11 protein-coding genes are annotated in these 18,345 nt (G+C 66.9%); 6 read left to right on the plus strand and 5 right to left on the minus strand.

Annotated features, from left to right (window positions below; genetic code table 11):
• Nucleotides 1-177 precede the first annotated feature (177 nt).
• Nucleotides 178-2,106 carry a glycosyl transferase gene (locus tag D7252_RS13620; RefSeq protein ID WP_120775877.1) on the plus strand — a complete coding sequence of 643 codons (1,929 nt, stop codon included), beginning with the start codon at nucleotides 178-180 and terminating at the stop codon, nucleotides 2,104-2,106.
• A gap of 5 nt (nucleotides 2,107-2,111) precedes the next feature.
• Entirely contained in the window at nucleotides 2,112-3,026 is a 915-nt protein-coding gene (locus D7252_RS13625; protein WP_251051405.1) for a tetratricopeptide repeat protein, read from the plus strand.
• A 46-nt stretch (nucleotides 3,027-3,072) separates the two neighbouring features.
• On the opposite strand, the gene glgB is transcribed toward D7252_RS13625, so the two are convergent.
• The 3 genes from glgB to glgX all read right to left on the minus strand — a co-directional run bounded on the left by glgB (nucleotide 3,073) and on the right by glgX (nucleotide 9,487).
• On the minus strand, nucleotides 3,073-5,280 hold the full coding sequence (gene glgB / locus D7252_RS13630; RefSeq protein ID WP_183055298.1) for a 1,4-alpha-glucan branching protein GlgB: 2,208 nt from the start codon (nucleotides 5,278-5,280) through the stop codon (nucleotides 3,073-3,075).
• Nucleotides 5,277-7,292 carry an alpha-1,4-glucan--maltose-1-phosphate maltosyltransferase gene (locus D7252_RS13635; protein ID WP_120775879.1) on the minus strand — a complete coding sequence of 672 codons (2,016 nt, stop codon included), beginning with the start codon at nucleotides 7,290-7,292 and terminating at the stop codon, nucleotides 5,277-5,279. Before D7252_RS13635 ends, glgB begins: the two co-directional genes overlap by 4 nt.
• A 122-nt stretch (nucleotides 7,293-7,414) precedes the next feature.
• Nucleotides 7,415-9,487 (minus strand): glycogen debranching protein GlgX, encoded by a 2,073-nt coding sequence (gene glgX / locus D7252_RS13640; protein WP_120775880.1) that lies wholly within the window; start codon nucleotides 9,485-9,487, stop codon nucleotides 7,415-7,417.
• 100 nt (nucleotides 9,488-9,587) lie between these two features.
• Here glgX and D7252_RS13645 point away from each other — a divergent pair, with 100 nt between their 5' ends.
• From D7252_RS13645 to D7252_RS13660, 4 genes are read left to right on the plus strand one after another with little or no spacing between them, the layout of a single operon-like run.
• Nucleotides 9,588-10,763, plus strand: coding sequence for a cysteine desulfurase family protein (locus tag D7252_RS13645; RefSeq protein ID WP_120775881.1), 1,176 nt, complete (start codon nucleotides 9,588-9,590; stop codon nucleotides 10,761-10,763).
• A gap of 9 nt (nucleotides 10,764-10,772) precedes the next feature.
• Nucleotides 10,773-11,870, plus strand: coding sequence for a tRNA 2-thiouridine(34) synthase MnmA (gene mnmA / locus D7252_RS13650; RefSeq protein WP_120775882.1), 1,098 nt, complete (start codon nucleotides 10,773-10,775; stop codon nucleotides 11,868-11,870).
• A gap of 39 nt (nucleotides 11,871-11,909) precedes the next feature.
• A complete protein-coding gene (ligA, locus tag D7252_RS13655) occupies nucleotides 11,910-14,225 on the plus strand; it encodes an NAD-dependent DNA ligase LigA (protein ID WP_120775883.1) in 2,316 nt (771 codons plus the stop codon).
• Nucleotides 14,222-14,689 (plus strand): hypothetical protein, encoded by a 468-nt coding sequence (locus D7252_RS13660; protein WP_120775884.1) that lies wholly within the window; start codon nucleotides 14,222-14,224, stop codon nucleotides 14,687-14,689. The genes ligA and D7252_RS13660 overlap by 4 nt, the downstream gene beginning before the upstream one ends.
• A 45-nt stretch (nucleotides 14,690-14,734) precedes the next feature.
• Here the strand turns inward: D7252_RS13660 and D7252_RS13665 are convergent, their stop codons facing one another.
• Nucleotides 14,735-16,546 carry a DEAD/DEAH box helicase gene (locus tag D7252_RS13665; RefSeq protein WP_120775885.1) on the minus strand — a complete coding sequence of 604 codons (1,812 nt, stop codon included), beginning with the start codon at nucleotides 16,544-16,546 and terminating at the stop codon, nucleotides 14,735-14,737.
• A 65-nt stretch (nucleotides 16,547-16,611) separates the two neighbouring features.
• On the minus strand, nucleotides 16,612-18,312 hold the full coding sequence (locus tag D7252_RS13670; protein ID WP_120775886.1) for a long-chain-fatty-acid--CoA ligase: 1,701 nt from the start codon (nucleotides 18,310-18,312) through the stop codon (nucleotides 16,612-16,614).
• Between the last annotated feature and the right edge of the window lie 33 nt (nucleotides 18,313-18,345).

The raw sequence follows: 18,345 nt of genomic DNA on the forward strand, positions 1-18,345 counted from the left end.
TAACAGCTCCTCGAACAGATGCAGTCAGATTATCGAGCGGCCGCGACACCGCGTCGACGACGTGCCGATCGGCCCTGCACCGGATGTGCTCGTGGGCAACACACAGAAGGGTTCGCTAGTCTGGAATGTCGAGTGTTGCGTCTCGGATGAAGCCCGGGCTGCGTGAGGAGACTATTCGTGCGTTTCGTATGGGCCGTTGTGGCCTTCGTGCTGGCCGCGGGGCTGATCGGGGCAGGGATCGCTCAGCGCACCATCTTCCTGGGACCGGAGTCGCAGCAGACCAGGGTCGATATCGAAGAGCCGGCACCTTTCGTGCTGCTCGACGGTGAGGTGCTCCAGACCAATCCCGGCGCACAGACTCTGCTCATCCGAGGCGAGGGCGAGATCTACGCCAGCTACGGCCGCACGCCCGACATGGAGGCGTGGCTCGCCGATTCGGAATACAACCACGTGACCGCGGACGGCGACGACTCCTTCGACGTCGAGCATGTCCCGGCCGCGGACGCCGCCGACGGTGGCGAGGGCGACGCCGAGGCCGAAGCGCCGGCCGGCCGCAACCCCGCCGGGTCCGACCTGTGGCTGGATTCCTTCAGCGAGGAGAACCTCCTCATCTCGGACAACATGCAGCTGCCTGAAGGCACCAGCGTGCTGATCGCGTACGACGGAACGCAGGACGCGCCCGACGACATCGTCGTCTCGTGGCCGCTCGACCAGAGCACGCCGTGGGCTGGCCCGCTCATGGCCGCGGGTGGCCTGATGCTGCTCCTCGGACTGATCCTCTACTTCCTCGGCATCCGGCATCAGCGACGCGGTCGTGGTCCGCGTCGCAAGGGCCCCGGACCGTTGCCCGTCACCGAGCCCATCGATGTCGCCGCACTTCCGCCGTCGGAGCGCGAGGCCCTCGAGGCGTCGGGCTCGACGTCTCCGAAGAGCGATGCGCGGGACGCGGAGATCCAAGAGGGGGAGATCGTGGATGAAGGCGCGGAACCGGGATCCAATGAACCCGACGCGAAGACACAGATGCAAGCCGAGCGCCCGGCTCGGCGGCGGCGCCTCCTGGCCATCCCCGCTCTCGCGCTGACCGCCGTCCTGGCGGCAGGCTGCTCTTCGGAGTCGTGGCCGCAGCTGGGGGCTTCCTCGCCCACGCCCTCACCCAGCCCGACGGTGATCGCACCGGACAACCAGAAGCCGCCCGCCGTCACCGAGGCGCAGGCGACGCGCATCCTGCAGTCGATCTCGGCGACGCTCGTCGACGCGGACGCGGCACTCGATCTCGACCTGGCGAAGACGCGCCTCGACGGATCGGCACTCGCTGCGCGCACGACCGACTACGCGCTGCGGGCGAAGATCAAGGACGCGACGCCGCCTTCCGCGATCCCCACCGACGATGTCGAGGTCGTGCTTCCGGAGGCGACGGATCGCTGGCCACGCACGGTCCTCATGCTCTCCAAGAGCACGGATGACGACACCGTGCCGCCGGTCATCCTCACGATGACACAGCAGGACCCGTGGTCGAACTACAAGGTCACCAACATGGCCGAGATGTCGGCGGATGCGGTGTTCCCCGAGGTCGCAGCGGCTTGGCTCGGCACATCGCTGGTCCCCTCAGATTCGGCCTTCCTTCGAGTTCCGCCCGCCGACCTCGCCGCGGCGTTCGCCGATGTGGTCGACACGGGCGAGAAGAGCGCCTCGTACGAACTCTTCGACGAGCTGTCCCTGAACCTCGCCGCCTCCATCAACGAAAGCCGGCAGGCGGTCGTGCAGAACCTCGCCGACAACAACGCGGCGAAGACGTCCAAGGCCGCGTTCGACATGGCGCCGACCACCGCCGACCCGGTGTCCATGACCACTCTCGACAGCGGAGCGATCGTCGCGGTGTCGCTGACCGACGCCGAGACGGTGACGCCGACCTCCGCCGACGCGGTGATCCGTTTCGGCGACAACGCCCAGGCCAAGGCCCTCACGGGTGCATCCGAGTCCGCGAAGGGCGTCGAGACCACCTACGAATTCCAGCTGTTCTTCGCGGTCCCCGCGCAGGGCTCGACGGAACAGATCAAGCTTCTGGCAGTCCGCCAGGACCTCCTCTCCGTGAAGGTGATCAAGTGAGTGAAATGTCCCCCGCCGCTTTGCGCGGAGCCGTCGACCTGTCCAGCCTGCGCAATCGTCCGGCCGCCCCGACCGCCGGCGCGACGGCGCCGAGCATGGCCGATGTGGTCGTGGACGCCACCGACGAGACATTCGGACAGATTCTCGAGATATCTCGCACGGTGCCCGTGGTCGTCGATCTCTGGGCCGAATGGTGTGGCCCGTGCAAGCAGCTCAGTCCCATCATCGAGAAGGTGACGCGAGAGCTCGGTGGCCGGGTGCTGCTCGCGAAAGTCGACGTCGATGCGAACCCGCAACTTGCGCAGAGCTTCCGCGCGCAGTCCATCCCCATAGTGGTCGCTCTGATCGCCGGACAGCCGGTGCCCATGTTCACCGGGGCCGTCCCCGAGCAGCAAGTTCGCGAGGTCTTCACTCAGCTGCTGCAAGTGGCCGCTCAGAACGGCGTCACCGGCACGCTTCCGGTCGGTGAGGCGGCGGAGCCGACCGAGGTGGCAGAAGAGCCGCCGCTTCCTCCGCTGCATGCGGAGGCTTTCGCGGCGATCGAGATCGGCGACTACGCTGCCGCCATCACCGCCTATGAGAAGGCCCTCGCGGAGAATCCGCGAGATGAGGATGCGATCGCAGGGTTGGGGCAGGTCAAGCTTCTGGACCGCGTCCAGGGACTCGATCTGCATCAAGCCCGTGCCGCCGCTGCGAACGATCCGCTCGACGTCCAGGCGCAGTTCGATGTCGCCGATCTCGACCTCGCCGGGGGTCACGTCGATGACGCCTTCGGTCGTCTGCTCGGTCTTTTCGCGCAGCTTCCTTCAGATCAGCGCACGCCGGTCCGTGAGCGACTGGTCGAGCTGTTCGGGCTCATCGGCGCGTCGGACCCGCGTGTGGTGTCTGCGCGGAACCGACTGTCGTCGTTGCTCTTCTGACGGTCGCTGCGCACGGACAGATCCTCGCACGCGCGTGGGCGCTTGCTCAGCCGCGTGAGATCGTCGGCACGTGCGGGTCAGCCTGGTACCGCAGCCAGAGAGTCGAGAGCGCCGGCAGAGTGACGGTTGCCAGCGCTGCCTCACCTTCCGCCTCCGGGTGAGCGACGACGATGCCGAGGTTGCCCGAGCCGCGGCCGCCGTAATCTGCAGCGTCCGTGTTGAGGATCTCCTGCCACACGCCTTCACGGGGAAGCGTCAGCCGGTAGCCGGTTCGCTCGACACCGGCGAAGTTGCTGATGACGACGATCCGACCACCGTGGGCATCACGTCGTTCGAACGCGATCACGGACGGGTCCCAGGTGGGAGCCCCCAGACGGCTGAACGATGAGCCGTCGTTGTCCCGCTCCCACAGGGGCGACTGCGCGCGGTAGACGTGATTGAGGACTCCGACGAAGCCCTGCAGCTGGGCGTGGGAGGGCTGGTCGAGAAGCCACCAGTCGAGTTCGCGTCCTTCGGACCACTCGGCCAGCTGACCGAACTCCTGGCCCATGAAGAGAAGCTTCTTGCCCGGATGCCCCCACATATATGCCAGGTAGGCGCGGACGTTGGCGAGCTTGTGCCAGTGGTCGCCCGGCATCTTCGCCAAGAGGCTGCCTTTACCGTGCACGACCTCGTCGTGACTGATCGGCAGCAGGTAGTTCTCGCCGAACGCGTACACGAAGGAGAACGTCATCTCGCCTTCGTGGTGGGACCGGTGCAGGGGGTCGCGCTGGATGTACTGCAACGAGTCGTTCATCCAGCCCATGTTCCACTTGAACCCGAAGCCCAACCCGGCATGCGCGGTCGGCGCGGTGACCCCCGGGAAGCTCGTGGACTCTTCGGCGATCATGAGGATGCCGGGATGCAACCGATAAGCGGTGGCATTGACCTCCTGCAGGAAGCGGATGGCTTCGAGGTTCTCCCTGCCACCGTGGATGTTTGGCTCCCACTCGCCTTCGTTGCGGGAGTAGTCCAGGTAGAGCATGGATGCGACGGCATCGACCCGCAGGCCATCGACGTGGAACTCCTCGAGCCAGTAGAGGGCATTCGCCACCAGGAATCCGCGGACCTCAGGACGCCCGTAGTCGAAGATCAGCGTGCCCCAGTCCTGGTGCTCGCCGCGCCGGGGATCGGGATGCTCGTACAAGGCTTGCCCGTCGAACCGCGCGAGGGCGAAAGCGTCCTTCGGAAAGTGCCCTGGCACCCAGTCCATGATCACCCCGATGCCGGCCTGGTGCAGGCGATCGATCAGATATCTCAGATCGTCGGGACTCCCGAATCGGCTCGTCGGTGCGTAGTATCCGCTGATCTGATAGCCCCAGGAGCCGCCGAACGGATGCTCGGCCAGCGGCATGAATTCGACGTGAGTGAATCCTGCGCTCGTGACGTGTTCGATCAGCGGGTCCGCGATTTCGCGGTAACCCAGTCCACTCCGCCAGGAGCCGAGGTGGATCTCGTAGACCGAGAGCGGCTGAGCCACGGCATGGGTGGCCGCGCGGCGCGTCATCCACGCCCCGTCCGTCCAGGTGTACGAGGAGGCTGTGACGACAGACGCCGTGTCCGGCGGCACCTCTGCTGCGAGCGCCATCGGATCCGCTTTCAGGATCCATGCGCCGTCGCGGGTGCGGATCTGATACTTGTATCGAGTGCCCGGAGCCAGATCGGGGATGAAGAGCTCCCAGACGCCGCTGACACCCATGGAGCGCATGGCATGTGGTTCGCCGCTCCAGCCATTGTGGTCTCCGACGACACGCACGGCAGTGGCGTTCGGCGCCCAGACGGCGAAAGCGACGCCCTTCTCGCCGTCGAGGGTGCGCGGGTGCGCTCCGAGCACCTGCCACAGCCGTTCGTGTCGGCCTTCGGCCATCAGATGCAGGTCGAGGTCACCGAGCGTCGGAGAATGGCGATACGGATCCCCGGTGACCGCTTCGTCGTCGGAACCGTAAGCCGTCGCGATCCGGTACGGAATCGGCGGACCGGCGTGACGTGCCTCCCAGATGCCGTGGGCGGCGTGGTTCAGAGACAGACGACTGCCATCGTTGAAGACTGCGGCAACGGAGCGGGCGAGTGGCCGACGGACACGGATGATCGTGGAAGTGCGCCCCGCCGGATCCTTCGACGGGTGTGCACCGAGCAGGGCGTGCGGATCGTGGTGGGAGGCCTCGGACACCGCTTCCCATTCGGCGGACGCGCTCATGTTCTCCAGGCCGCTCATGCGCCCTCCCTCACCTTCAGGATGTGCACCGGCTCGGCGAAAGCGTCGAGCCGGACGTAGTTGTGGTCGGTCCACGTCCAGACCGCGCCGGTCAGGAGGTCTTCCACTTCGAAGGGCTCGCCGAGCGGGACCCCCCAGAGGGTGGTGTCGAGGTGGACTGTGGTCTCGCGCACAGAGTGCGGATCGACGTTCGCCACGACGATGATCGTATCCGGACGTCCCGTTCCCGTGAACTCGGCGTCGAGGTGCTTGCTGTAGACGAGCACGGCTTCGTCGTCGCTCCAGTGCGCGCAGAAGTTGCGGAGCTGCCGAAGGGCCGGATGGGCGTCGCGGATCTGGTTGAGGCGCCGGAGCAGCGGCGCGAGGGAGTCTCCCCGTTCCTCCGCCCCTGCCCAGTCTCGGAACTTGTACTCGTACTTCTCGTTGTCGATGTTCTCCTCCGACCCGGGACGAGCCACGTTCTCGAACAACTCGTAGCCGGCGTAGACGCCGTATATCGGGGCGGCTGTCGCAGCGATGCACGCGCGGATCCGGTATGCGGCGCGACCACCGAACTGGAGGTATTCCGTGAGGATGTCGTGCGTGTTGACGAACAGGTTGGGTCGCATGTAGTCGCTGGTCTCGTGCGACACCGAGGTGAGGAACTCCTCGAGCTCCGCCTTGGTGTTGCGCCAGGTGAAGTAGCTGTAGCTCTGCTGGAAGCCCACGGCTGCCAGCGCGCGCATGACGGCGGGCCGGGTGAAGGCCTCGGCCAGGAAGAGCACGTCGGGGTCCGCGGCGTTCACGGTCGCGATGAGCCACTCCCAGAACTGCAGGGGCTTCGTATGCGGGTTGTCGACGCGGAAGATCTTCACGCCCTGCGCGACCCAGTGCTGGACTATGCGCAGCATCTCCGCGTAGATCCCCGCAGGGTCGTTGTCGAAGTTCAGAGGATAGATGTCCTGGTACTTCTTCGGCGGGTTCTCCGCGTAGGCGATGGTGCCGTCAGGGAGGGTCGTGAACCACTCGGGGTGGGCCGTGACCCACGGGTGGTCGGGGGATGCCTGGAGAGCGAGGTCCAGGCACACCTCGAGTCCTTCTTTGCGTGCGGCGCGCACGAAGGTCCGGAAGTCCTGCGCCGTGCCCAGGTCGGGGTGGATCGCGTCATGTCCGCCCTCGGCCGAGCCGATCGCGTACGGCGAGCCGGGGTCGGTGGGTTCGGCGACGAGAGTGTTGTTGCGCCCTTTGCGGTTGGTCGTGCCGATCGGGTGGATGGGCACGAGGTAGATCACGTCGAAGCCCATCGCTGCGACGGCGGGGAGGCGTTTTGCCGCCGTGCGGAAAGTACCGCTCTTCACGCTCCCGTCCTTCAGCCGGCGGGCTCCCTCCGACCGCGGGAAGAACTCGTACCAGGCTCCGACTCCCGCAGCGACGCGGTCGACGAGGATCGTCTGCGTCTGTGCTTCAGAGCGCAGGGTCATGAGCGGGCGTTGGGCGAAGATCTGCTCGAGCGTGGGGTCGGTGGAGAGTGCGATCGTCGTCGCCGCATCACCGTCCCGCAGGGACTCCGCATCCGACTGCAGACGCTTCCGCTCGGCAGCGGGGCGGTCTTTCTCAGCCGCCGCGCGCGACAGCAGCTCGGCACCGAGGGCGGCCATCACGGGCACGTCGACGCCGGCCGCGACCTTCAGCTCTGCCGCGTGCGCCCAGGTGGCGAAGTCGTCGGAGAACGCCTCGAACCGGTAGCTCCACTTCCCCTGCATGTCGAGCGCGATCTCGGCGGACCAGGTGTCGGTGCCATCTTTGCGAGGAAGCAGACGGTGCAGGCTCTCCTGACCATCGGGGGATGTCAGGCGCAGATGGACGCCGATGATGTCGTGTCCTTCTCGGAACGACACCACGCTGAAGGGCACAACCTCGCCGACGAACGCCTTGGGGGTGAACCCGCCGGGAACCGAGGGTGACCCGTTCACGAGGGGGATACGACCCGTGCGGGTATCGCTGACGGCAGCGACCGCCCCGAGGGGGCGCATCGGGATCTGAGCGGGGCTCCGAAGAGCCGAGGACCGGGTACCACTACGTGCAGCCACCCCCTGAATGTACCGCCCGGAGTGGTGCGCGGGAAGCGAGCCGACGGGTGCGTCGGAGACTGCGTTCATTCCACGCGGAACAGTCGCATCGACGTTCCGGGGATCGGCAGCACCTCTCCCGGAGCGAACACTTCGTGGTCCGCGGAAGGCCGATCCTGCGCGCTCGACCACAGTGAGACGAATCGGCTCGCGCCCTCGATCTCCTCGGGCAGCCGCACGTCGATGGGGGACTCGGTGCCGTGGACGATCAGCAGGATGCGGTTGGGTGCCTCCTGATCCGGTGTGGAGGCGGCCGAGTACTGGAGCGTGCGATTACGAGGGTCTGCCCATTGCACGCTCTCCATCGTCTGACCGTGCTGGTCGTACCAGTCCATCACCGACGCATTGGGGATGTGCTCACCGAGGCGGGCGTAACGGCTGGGTCGCAGTGCCGGATTCTCATTCCGCAGACGGATCAGTCGACTCACATGCGCGCGGAGGTCTTCCTGCCACTGCTCGTGATCCCACCGCAGCCACGTCAGCGCCGAGTCCTGGGCGTACGCGTTGTTGTTGCCCCGCTGCGTGCGCCCCACTTCGTCCCCGGCCGTGAGCATGGGGATCCCCGCGGAGAGCAGAAGGGTTCCGAGGAGATTGCGCATCGCTTTGCGTCGGGCGCCCAGGATGGCCGGGTCATCCGTCGGACCTTCCACGCCATGGTTGAAGGCACGGTTCGTGTCGGCGCCGTCGCGGTTGTGCTCGCCGTTGGCTTCGTTGTGCTTCACGTCGTAGGAGACGAGGTCATGCAGCGTGAATCCGTCGTGGGCGGTGACGAAGTTCACGCTGGCAAGCGGTCCGCGGCCCTCGCTGAACGTGTTCGACGAGCCCGCGAGACGCGTGGCGAATCCGCCGACTCCGACGGGAGCGGACGCACGCCGGGCGTAGTCGATGTCGCTCAGCCAGAAGTTGCGAACACGATCGCGGTAGCGGTCGTTCCACTCGTGCCATCCCGCCGGGAAGTTCCCCGTCTGCCAGCCACCCAGTCCGACGTCCCACGGCTCTGCGATGAGCTTGGTCTCCGCGAGAACGGGATCATCGGCGATGGCGGCGAGAAGGGGATGCTCCGGGGTGAACGTGTGCGTCCCATCGCGAGCGATCGCGGTGGCCAGATCGAAACGGAACCCGTCGATCTGCATCTCCTGCGCCCAGTACCGCAGCGAGTCGAGCACCAGACGGGCGCCGACGTCGGTGGACGTGTTCAGCGTGTTCCCGCACCCGGTGGTGTCGATGTAGACCCCGGCATCGTCCTGACGGTAGTAGCTCGCGTTGTCGATGCCTCGCAGGCTCGATCGGGGGCCGCCGAACCCCTCTTCCGCGGTGTGGTTGTAGACGACGTCGAGAATGACTTCGAGCCCTGCCTCGTGCAGCAGGCGCACCATGCCCTTGAACTCTGCCAGCACGGCCTCCGGACCGGCTTTGCGTGCGCTTTCCGTGGCATAGGCCGTGTGCGGCGTGAAGAAGTTCAGGGTGTTGTATCCCCAGTAGTTCGTAAGCCCCCTCTCGAGCAGGCGCGGTTCCGGGACGAACGCCTGCACCGGAAGCAGCTCGATCGAGGTGATGCCGAGCGAGTGGAAGTGCGCGATCATCGCGGGATGCGCGAGACCGGCGTAGGTGCCGTGCAGCGCTGGTGGCACGTCGGGGTGCCGTTTGGTGAGCCCCTTGAGGTGCCCCTCGTAGATGACGGTCCTGTCGAGTGGGATACGGGGTTTCCGCGATTCTCCCCAGTCGAACCCGTCGATGATGACGACCGATCTCCACTCTTCATAGCCGTCGCCCTGGGCGAGACCGCGCGCGTAGGGATCGAGGAGCAGAGTCTCCGGATTGAAGGTGTTGCCCGGTCCGTGCGGGCCACCTGAGCGGAGCGCGTATCGGACGCCTGGCTGCAGCAGAGGGGTCGTCACTTCCCAGATCCCGCCGGGCAGGCGCTCGAGCGGCACTTCGTCGGTGACCCAGTCGAGATCTGTCGCATCGAACACGACGAGTTCGATCGATGAGGCGTTGCGCGACCACACTCTCAGCGTCCCGACACCGTCATGCAGTCGCACGCCGAGGTGGTCCAGCGCGGAACCGCCGGGCGCGGTGAAAGCGGGCGTCTCGGGCATGAGTACACCCTAGAGTGCCGGGCCGCCGTCTCATGACTGCGAGTACTCCGTCTCACGTCGGCGCCGCCTCGCCGGGGTGATTTCGCGAGACAATCGAGGGATGAGGCACTATCTCGACCACGCCGCGACCACGCCGTTGCGGCGCGAAGCCCGCGACGCCTGGTTGACGGCCAGCGAGACCGTCGGCAATGCGTCCTCGACACACAACGCCGGTCAGGATGCGCGTCGAGTTCTGGAGGAGTCCCGCGAGAGGGTCGCGGCGGTGCTCGGCTCCGATCCCATCGAGGTCGTCTTCACCTCCGGCGGCACCGAGTCGATCAACCTCGCCCTGCAGGGGATGTGGGGGGCGCGCCGCGATGGGACGGACGCCATCGTGCTGCCGGATGCCGAACACCACGCGACCATGGACACGGTCGCCGCTCTGGTCGAAGAGGGCGCGGTGGTGAGGCCTGTGCGCGTGAACAGCCTCGCGGGAATCGATCCCGAGCACTTCGCTGCTCGGCTCCAGGGTGCCGCGTTGGCGACTGCGTTGTTCGCCAACAACGAGGCGGGCACCGTCAATGACGTCACAGCGCTCACCGGTGCCGCCGCGGCGGCGGGTGTGCCGTTGCACATCGACGCGGTGGCTGCCCTCGGACACGTTCCGCTGTCCTTCCGCACCCTGCGCTCGGACGCCGCTGCCGGCGTCGGCCTCGTCGCGATGAGCTTCGCCGGTCACAAGATAGGAGCGCCCGTCGGAGTCGGCGTGCTGATCGCCGCGCGCACCGTGCACCTGAAGCCACTCCTGCGCGGAGGTGCGCAACAACGCGGCCTGCGCGCTGGGACGCAGGATGTCGCCGGGGCGGTGGCTTTCGCCACGGCATTGGAGCTGGCAGAGGCGGAGCGGGTCGTGGAAGCTGCCCGTCTGTCCGCGCTGCGCGATCGCCTCGTCGACGGCATCCGATCGGCTGTGCCGGCTGCCGAGCTGCTGGGTGACCCGAACCGTCGCCTTCCCGGCAACGCCCACGTTCTCTTCCCTGGCGCGGTGGGAGAGAGCCTGCTGTTCCTGCTCGACGTCGCGGGAATCGCGGCCTCGACGGGATCAGCGTGTCAGGCGGGGGTCGCAGAGCCGTCGCATGTGGTGACCGCCATGGGTCGGAGCGAGCGCGACGCACGGAGCGTGCTGCGGTTCTCGTTCGGCCGCACCTCGACGGATGACGATGTCGATGCGGTGCTCGCCGTGATCGCCGACGTCTATGCGCGGGCATCCGGTCCCCGCACAGCCGCACGCTCGTAGACTGTTCACATGCGGATACTTGCGGCCATGAGTGGGGGAGTGGACTCCGCCGTCGCGGCAGCACGAGCCGTGGAGGCGGGCCATGATGTCGTCGGCGTCCACCTGGCGCTCTCGCGTGCCGGCGGAACCCTGCGTACGGGCAGTCGCGGATGCTGCACGATCGAGGACGCCCTCGATGCCCGCCGCGCCGCCGATCTCCTCGGCATCCCCTTCTACGTCTGGGACTTCTCCGAGCGCTTCCGCGATGACGTGATCGACGACTTCATCGCCGAGTACCAGGCCGGACGTACCCCGAATCCCTGCATGCGGTGCAACGAGAAGATCAAGTTCGCCGCGCTGCTGGAGCGCGCGATCGAGCTCGGCTTCGACGCGGTCTGCACGGGCCACTACGCAACTCTCGTCGACGGTGAGCAGGGTCTCGAGCTCCACCGCGCGTCGGACAACGCGAAGGATCAGTCCTACGTGCTGGGCGTGCTCACCGCCGATCAGCTCGCGCACACGTACTTCCCTCTCGGCGACACACCCTCGAAGGCGCTCGTTCGCGCTGAGGCAGAGGCCCGCGGCCTGAGCGTGGCTCAGAAGCCGGACAGTCACGACATCTGCTTCATCCCCGACGGCGATACCCGGGGGTGGCTCGCCGAGAAGGTCGGCACCGCCACCGGTGAGATCGTCGATCGAGAGGGAGCGGTGGTGGGCTCGCACGAGGGTGCGCACAGCTTCACCGTCGGCCAGCGTCGCGGGCTGAAACTGGGCGTTCCTGCAGCAGACGGCAAGCCAAGATTCGTCCTCGAGGTACGCCCGGTGTCCAACACGGTCGTGGTGGGTCCGAAGGAAGCGCTGGCGATCGCGGAGATCTCCGGCGAGCGGTTCAGCTGGGCGGGCGCGGCCCCGACGGATGCGTCTTTCGAATGTCACGTGCAGATCCGTGCGCACGCCGACCCTGTTGCTGCTCGCGCCGAAGTTTCGACCGATGGCGTACGCGTCGTTCCCGAGGTGCCACTCGACGGTGTCGCACCGGGGCAGACGGCCGTGCTCTACGTGGGAACCCGGGTGCTCGGACAGTTCACGATCGACGCGACCGTTTCTGCCGTTCCTGTCGGGGCATAACCGGCACCGGATGTCGGCGCCCGCTTCTAGACTGGCGGGGTGCCGGAGAACATCTCGCTGGAAGACGCCCGAACGGAAGCGAACGAGCTGACCACTCGCATCCTCGAGGCGAAAGACGCCTACTACGGGCGCGACACGTCCGTCGTGGACGACGCCACCTACGACGGATGGATGCGCCGTCTGGACGAACTCGAGCGCCTGCATCCCGAACTCCAGGGTCAGGACTCGCCCACGCAGATGGTGGGTGCTGCCGAGGCGACAACCCTCGCGACGATCGAGCACGCCGAGCGGATGCTGAGCCTCGACAACGTCTTCTCCCTCGACGAGTTGCGGGAATGGGGCGCGAAGACGCAGTCCTCCGCCGGTCGGCCGGTGGCGTGGCTCACCGAGTTGAAGATCGACGGGCTGGCGATCAACCTCCGCTATGAGAACGGCGTCCTCACCTCTGCTGCGACCCGCGGCGACGGCAGGGTCGGTGAGATCGTGACGGAGAACGCGCTTCGGCTGCCGGAGATCCCGGAGCGACTGAGCGGCGAAGGGCACCCGGCTATCGTCGAGGTGCGCGGAGAGGTGTTCATTCCCGTCGCCGCGTTCGAGCGTCTCAATGCCGCGCAGGCCTCCTTCCGCGACCGTGCCTACGCCGATGCGCTCTCCCGTTGGGAGGCGAGGGGCGGCGCGAAGAAGCCCTTCGACGAAGAGAAGGCGCGCACGGCGGCCGCTCGTCGATTCCCGGCGTTCGCGAATCCCCGCAACGCGGCCAGTGGAGGTCTTCGCCAGCAGATCGACAAGAAGGATGGGTTGGAACTCGAGGCAGGTCTCCTGCGCATCGAATCGCTGGCTCTGTACGTGCACGGCGTGGGGGCCTGGGCGAATCCGCCCGTCGCGGCGCAGAGCGAGGTGTACGAACTCCTGGCGGGGTGGGGTCTGCCCACGAGCCCTCACACCAAGGTGTGCGACACGATCAACGACGTGGTGGCATTCGTCCAGCACTTCGGTGAGCACCGCCACGATGTCGAACACGAACTCGACGGCATCGTGGTGAAGGTCGACGAACTGGAACTCCATGACGAACTCGGGGCCACCAGTCGCGCGCCGCGCTGGGCGATCGCCTTCAAGTACCCGCCGGAAGAGGTTCAGACGAAGCTCCTCGACATCGTCGTCTCGGTCGGGCGCACCGGCCGAGCCACTCCTTTCGCCGTGATGGCGCCGGCTCAGGTGGCCGGCTCTGTCGTGCGTCAGGCGACCCTGCACAACAAAGACGTGGTGAAGGCGAAAGGCGTGCTCATCGGCGACACGGTCGTGCTGCGCAAGGCCGGCGACGTCATCCCCGAAGTGCTCGGACCCGTGGTCGAGAAGCGCGACGGTACGGAGCGCGAGTTCGTCATGCCCGCGGAGTGTCCCGAGTGCGGTACTCCGCTGCGCGCGATGAAAGAGGGCGACATCGACCTCCGATGCCCGAACGCGCGTTCCTGCCCTGCGCAGGTGCGCGGTCGCGTCGAACACATCGGATCGCGTGGTGCACTCGATGTCGAGGCGCTCGGCGAGGTCACGGCGGCGGCACTGACGCAGCCGACGACTCCCGCCGTGCCTCCCCTGGAGACCGAGGCAGGTCTGTTCGCTCTGACGCTCGAGCAGCTCGTCCCGATCGAACTGGTCGTACGCGATGCGGAGACGGGACTCCCCAAGGAAGACGACGACGGACTGGTGAAGACGCGAGCGCCGTTCCGGCGCAATCCGACCGCAGCGGAGAAGAAGTCCGGCGCCGAGGGCCCCCAGCCGTCCTCACAGGCGCTGACCCTGATTGCCGAATTGGAGAAGGCTAAGAAGAAGGAGCTGTGGCGTCTTCTCGTCTCGCTGAACATTCGGCATGTCGGGCCGGTCGCTGCTCGAGCGCTCGCGCAGTGGTTCGGCTCCCTCGAAGCGATCCGCACGGCGTCGAGAGAGGAACTGGCGTCGGTGGAAGGAGTCGGCGGGATCATCGCCGATTCCCTGATCGCGTGGTTCGAAGTCGACTGGCACCAAGAGATCGTGAGGCAGTGGGCGGCGGCAGGGGTGCAGTGGGCCACTCCCGGCCACCCGGGACCCGGTGCCGCAACGGACGAGGGGGGAGTGCTCGAAGGTCTCACGGTGGTCGCGACCGGTTCACTCGACGGCTACACTCGCGACGGTGCTCAGGAAGCCATCATCAAGGCGGGCGGCAAGGCCGCGTCGAGCGTTTCCAAGAAGACCGACTTCGTCGCCGCAGGGCCCGGAGCGGGCTCCAAACTGGGCAAGGCCGAAGAATTGGGAATCCGCATCCTCGACGCGGCACAGTTCCACATCCTCGTCACCGAGGGGCCAGACGCTGTCGCATGAAGCGCTACGGACCGCTGATCATCGTCCCGGATGCGCTTGCTGTCGGTGACCCCGGCCGTCACCATCTGAGGTTGACGCCCGACGCCGTTCTCATCCGCGAGGGCGCCGAGAACCGTGGAATCCTGCAATGGTCGACCGTCGAGAAGATCACCCTCGACGTACCCATGACGCGATTCCGGCTGCCCGGTCTGGTCAGCACGATCGTGCTCGGTGCTCTGGCGGCTTCGATGCTTTCCGATCCCGGAGTCGATCCCGACGACGGAGCCGTCACACTGACCGTGGACGGCGAGCCGAGAACACTGCCGCTGAGTCGTCATCACGTCGGCGGGTATTGGGCGCCGACGGTCGCCGGCGCCCACCGACTGCTCGCGTTCCTGATTGCCGAACCGGAGCATCGGGCGCTTCTCGCGCACCCGGATCAGCTGATCGACATCGCCGCACGGCTCGCTCACCAAGCTGCGTAGCGGAGAGGTCCGCGGGACGCACTCGACGAGCGAGCCGTAGGACGGTCAGCTCTTGTGGCGCGGCTTCCGGAAGGGCTTTTCCTCGCGGTCGCTCCGCGCCGGCCTGTCGTCGCGACGCTCGAAACGCTCGCCGGCGTCACGGCCGCCCTCGCGGGGACCGCTACGGCGGGCACCCGGTCCGCGATCGGGCTTGATCTCGATCAGACGCCCCGAGATGCGCGTGTCGCGCAGCTTCTCGAGAACCGTGGGATTCAGATTCGAGGGCAGCTCGACCGTCGAGAAATCGGGGCGGATGTTGATCACACCGAAGTCGTCGCGTCCCAGTCCGCCCTCATTCGCGAGGGCCCCCACGATCTGACGCGGCTCGACCTTGTGTCGACGACCGACCTCGATGCGGTATGCGGTGTAATCGCCTCGGCTGCGGCGCTCCGTGCGAGGCTCGCGCGCGTCTCGCGCTGTGCGCTCCCGCGGCGGGCGGTTGTCGGCCTCGACTGCTTTGGAGACGTGGTCGTTGGCGGGATCGAGCAGCAGCGGCTTGTCACCCTGCGCGACGACGGCCAGAGCGGCAGCCACATCCCCCTCGGGAACGTCATGGTGGCGGACGTAGTGCGCGACGATGTCACGGAAAGCCTCGATACGGCCGGTCTCCGATAGCGCGGTGGTGATCGCGTCGTCGAACCGTGTCAGGCGGGTCGTGTTCACATCCTCGGTGCTGGGAAGCTGCATCTGCGTCGGCTGCTGACGGGTCGCCTTCTCGATGTGCTTGAGCAGATAGCGCTCACGAGGGGTGATGAAGCTGATGGCATCACCCGTGCGTCCGGCACGTCCCGTGCGTCCGATGCGGTGAACATAGGACTCGGTGTCGGTGGGGATGTCGAAATTGATGACGTGGCTGATGCGCTCGACGTCGAGTCCGCGAGCTGCGACATCGGTGGCGACCAGGATGTCGAGCTTTCCGTCCTTCAGCTGGTTCACGCTGCGTTCGCGCTGCACCTGTGCCACGTCGCCGTTGATGGCCGTTGCCGAGTACCCGCGCGCACGCAGCTTCTCGGCCAGCGTCTCGGTCTCGTTCTTCGTGCGGACGAACACGATCATGCCGTCGAAGTTCTCCACCTCGAGGATGCGCGTGAGCGCGTCGACTTTCTGCGCGTAGGACACCACGAGGTAACGCTGCGTGATGTTGGTGCCCGTCGCGGTCTTCGACTTGATGCTGATCTCTTCCGGCTCGCGCAGGTACTTCTGCGCGAGGCGGCGGATCTGGGGCGGCATGGTCGCCGAGAACAACGCGACCTGCTTCTCTGCAGGCGTCTGCGCGAGGATCTGCTCCACGTCCTCGGCGAAGCCCATCTTCAACATCTCGTCCGCCTCGTCGAGCACGAGGTACTGCAGCTGCGACAGATCGAGAGTGCCCTTGGCCAGGTGGTCCATGATGCGCCCGGGCGTGCCGACGATCACGTGGACTCCGCGACGCAGGGCGGAAAGCTGCACGCCATAACCCTGACCGCCGTAGACGGGGAGGACATGCACGCCCTTCATCTTCGAGGCGTACGACTCGAAGGCTTCGCACACCTGCAGGGCGAGCTCGCGGGTCGGGGCCAGCACGAGAGCCTGCGGAGACTTCTGCGAGACGTCGAGCCGCTCGAGCACGGGGAGCGCGAAGGCTGCCGTCTTACCGGTTCCGGTCTGCGCCATGCCCACGACATCGCGGCCCGAGAGCAGCGTCGGAATGGTGGCGGCCTGGATGGGAGAGGGCGTCTCATATCCCAGATCCTTGATGGCTTTGAGGACGGGCCCGGTGATGCCGAGCTCCTCGAATCCGGGGGTCGCGGGAGATTCCTCGGGGGCGTCGGTCAGCACTGCGTCTTCAGGGGTCACTACCCAAGGGTAGCGCCCCGACGGCATTCGCGCCTGTGAGGGCGCCCTCACGCGCCGCTGGTGAGTGCGACCAGCTTCTCCTTCACCTGCCGGCGGAGAACCTTGCCGATGAGGGACTTGGGCAATTCATCCACCACGAAGATCCGCCGGGGCACTTTGTAGGGGGTGAGGATGCTCCGGACGAAATCCCGGATCGCTTCGACGTCGACGTCGGCCCTGCCGTCGATCACGACGGCCGCGACGACCTCCTCGCCGGAGTGTTCGCTTGCCAGTCCGACAACAGCGGCATCGCTCACATGGGGGTGTTGACGCAGCGCGTTCTCCACCTCGGTCGGCGCGACGTTGAAGCCGCCGGTGATGATCAGCTCCTTGATGCGGTCGACGATGCGGACGAACCCGGCGTCGTCGATCGTGACGATGTCGCCGGTCCGGAACCAGCCGTCCACGAACACCGCCTCTGTCTCTTCCGGCTTTCCGTAGTACCCCGAGAAGACCTGGGGCCCGCGCACCAGCAGCTCTCCCGCAGACCCCGCCGGAACGTCGACCTGCGGATTCTCCGGATCCACGACACGGCATTCCGTGCCGGGCAGCGGAAGACCGACGGTCCCGGGGACCCTGTTGTCGGCGACGGGGTTCGCCATCAGCACGGGGGAGCATTCGCTCAGTCCGTAACCCTCGACGAGGTAACCGCGGGTCGCTTCCTCGAACGGAACGACCAACTCGTGCGGGAGCGCCATCGCGCCGGAGATCGCGACTTCGATTCCCTCCAGGGACACGCCTCTCTCCTTCGCCGCCGTGAAGAGACGGTCCGCGATGGGCGGGACGAGGGGCAGGAACGTGGCGGGGTGCTTCTTCACGACGTCGAGCACGAGGTCGGGATCGAACTTCGGGAACAACACCAGCCGCGCCCCGATCGACATCGCGAAGGTGAGGCAGAGTGTGAGTCCGTAGGCGTGGAACATCGGCAGTACGGCGTACACGACGCAGCCATCGCCTCGCTGGATCGACGGCGTCCAGGCCTGAGCCTGCGCGGCATTCGCGAGCAGGTTCCGGTGTGAGAGGGAGGCGCCCTTCGGGTTGCCGGTGGTCCCCGACGTGTACTGGATGATCGCCAGGTCGTCCGTCGTGGGCTTCGGGTGCGACGCGGCCAGGGCGGGCGTGGATACGACAGCGTCCCAGCTGACGGTGCCGCGCACCTTCGCAGTGAGGGCGGCTCGTGATTCCCGCGCCTTGGCCACGGGCAAGCGCAGCGCGACACGTGTCAGAACAGGCATCGCCCGGGTCACGTCGACCGAGATCAGACTCGTCACAGCGAGATCGGCGGGGAACTCCTGAACGGTCGCCGCCACCTTGTTCCACACGATCGCATGCTTCGCGCCGTGGTCCTCGAACTGTTTGCGCAGTTCGCGCGGGGTGTACAGCGGGTTGTGCTCCACGACGACGGCACCGAGGCGCAGCACGGCGTAGAACGCGATGATGTGCTGCGGGCAGTTCGGGAGGACGATCGCGACCCGGTCTCCGGCACGCACCCCGAGGTCGCGCAGGCCTGCAGCTGCGCGATCGATCGCCGCCTGCAGTTGCGCGTAGGTCGTCTCACGTCCGAAGAACTGCAGTGCGGGAGCGTCCGGGTAGTCCCGGGCGGATGCGGCGACGATGTCGATCAGCGAGCCGTCGACCGGAGCGAGATCGTCCGGAACCCCTTCGGCGTAGCTGGCGACCCATGGGCGAGGGGGCAGGAACGTGCTCACGAGCCCAGCATAGGGCGGCGGCCTGCCCCGGCA

Source organism: Microbacterium sp. CGR2, assembly GCF_003626735.1.
In the GTDB taxonomy this organism is placed as follows: domain Bacteria; phylum Actinomycetota; class Actinomycetes; order Actinomycetales; family Microbacteriaceae; genus Microbacterium.

Bases quoted from the DNA above. Each gene is read 5' to 3' on its own strand.
- D7252_RS13660 (WP_120775884.1), top strand. From the start codon at position 14,222: ATGAAGCGCTACGGACCGCTGATCATCGTCCCGGATGCGCTTGCTGTC.
- glgX (WP_120775880.1), bottom strand. From the start codon at position 9,487: ATGCCCGAGACGCCCGCTTTCACCGCGCCCGGCGGTTCCGCGCTGGAC.
- D7252_RS13645 (WP_120775881.1), top strand. From the start codon at position 9,588: ATGAGGCACTATCTCGACCACGCCGCGACCACGCCGTTGCGGCGCGAA.
- mnmA (WP_120775882.1), top strand. From the start codon at position 10,773: ATGCGGATACTTGCGGCCATGAGTGGGGGAGTGGACTCCGCCGTCGCG.
- D7252_RS13625 (WP_251051405.1), top strand. From the start codon at position 2,112: ATGTCCCCCGCCGCTTTGCGCGGAGCCGTCGACCTGTCCAGCCTGCGC.
- D7252_RS13635 (WP_120775879.1), bottom strand. From the start codon at position 7,292: ATGCGCCCCCTCGGGGCGGTCGCTGCCGTCAGCGATACCCGCACGGGT.
- glgB (WP_183055298.1), bottom strand. From the start codon at position 5,280: ATGAGCGGCCTGGAGAACATGAGCGCGTCCGCCGAATGGGAAGCGGTG.